Below are 1062 nucleotides of genomic sequence, written 5' to 3'. Positions count from 1 at the left end.
AATTAGTAATATTTAACACATTTAATAATTCCAATAACTTAAGCATTCAGCAGTCAGTAGTCAGCAGTGAGTGGAAAGCCCAATCTGCATACACTAATTTTTTATAAATGCCATCAGCAGTCGGTATGGTTTTATTGACTCCAGCCATGCCGGTTCTAAACTGTAAAAAGTGTTTTTCCATTCTTTTTTATTAAGAAAAATAATGAGTTAGGTAGTGCCTTGATGCTATCCATATTATAAGCTTTTTTAAAACTCCACTCCACAAGGTTGGACTGATTTTTAAAAAAAATACTGCGATTCATAATAGCCGGATAGACTTTCTTTAACTCAATAGTTATTTTTTAATAATGATATCCATGGTCAAGCAAAATAGTAATTTGAGTAATGTTGACTGGCTTAGATTTGAATTAATCAATATTGACTGGAGTTTCTAAGGGGGTGACATGAGCCCTAAAAAGCTTAGTATATAAGGCTTTGATACCAATGACCTCATGGAAGATACAGTCGGAAATTAACCCTCGATTCATTGTATTGATGCAAAGCGCGAGTGGGGTGGCCTCCTTTGACCGCGCTGCATCGCTGTGTTTAATTTGTTGTCCAGATATTGTGGCGCAAGTCAAAGCGATCGCTTTCACGAAAATGAGAGTTATTAACTTTGTTGCAGCAATTAATCAACTAAGGTAAGCTTAATAAGCCGACTAATTTACCAGCAATTAATCCTAATCAAGTTCCTTATGATGTGCTGCAGGTTTGGGAGTTTTAATAAAACCTAGCACTCCGATAGCTCAATCCTGCCAATTAAGAATCCCTTCGATTTCCTCGACCAATTCCATAGGTTTAAACGGCTTGGTAATAACTCCATTTACCCCCAAATCTAGAAACTGCTTTTGCTCGCTGCTCCTAGCTTTAGCTGTTAGCAAAATTGTTGGGATATCCGCCGTTACTGCATTAGCTTGTAACTGTCGAAAGGTAGCCGGTCCATCCAGCTCGGGCATCATGACATCTAGCAGAATAGCATCAGGCTGATCTGCCTCAGCCTTAGCTAATCCCTCTTTACCAGAA

The 1062-nt window shown here is 38.4% G+C and carries 2 protein-coding genes; one reads left to right on the top strand and one right to left on the bottom strand.

All coding sequences use genetic code 11. The features are described 5' to 3' along the window. Window positions 1–483: 483 nt before the first annotated feature. The gene (locus F6K37_RS44105) at window positions 484–684 is read left to right on the top strand and encodes a hypothetical protein (protein WP_287257443.1); all 201 of its coding nucleotides are present in this window, start codon (window positions 484–486) and stop codon (window positions 682–684) included. 101 nt (window positions 685–785) lie between these two features. Here F6K37_RS44105 and F6K37_RS44100 read toward each other — a convergent pair. Then, window positions 786–1062: response regulator (locus tag F6K37_RS44100; protein ID WP_287257442.1), on the bottom strand; the 277-nt coding region annotated here is incomplete at its 5' end.

It is taken from the genome of Moorena sp. SIO4E2, assembly GCF_010671945.1.
GTDB lineage: Bacteria > Cyanobacteriota > Cyanobacteriia > Cyanobacteriales > Coleofasciculaceae > Moorena > Moorena producens.
Note: the sequence above shows the minus strand (reverse complement) of the source record. Positions and strands in the feature narration are given on the sequence as shown.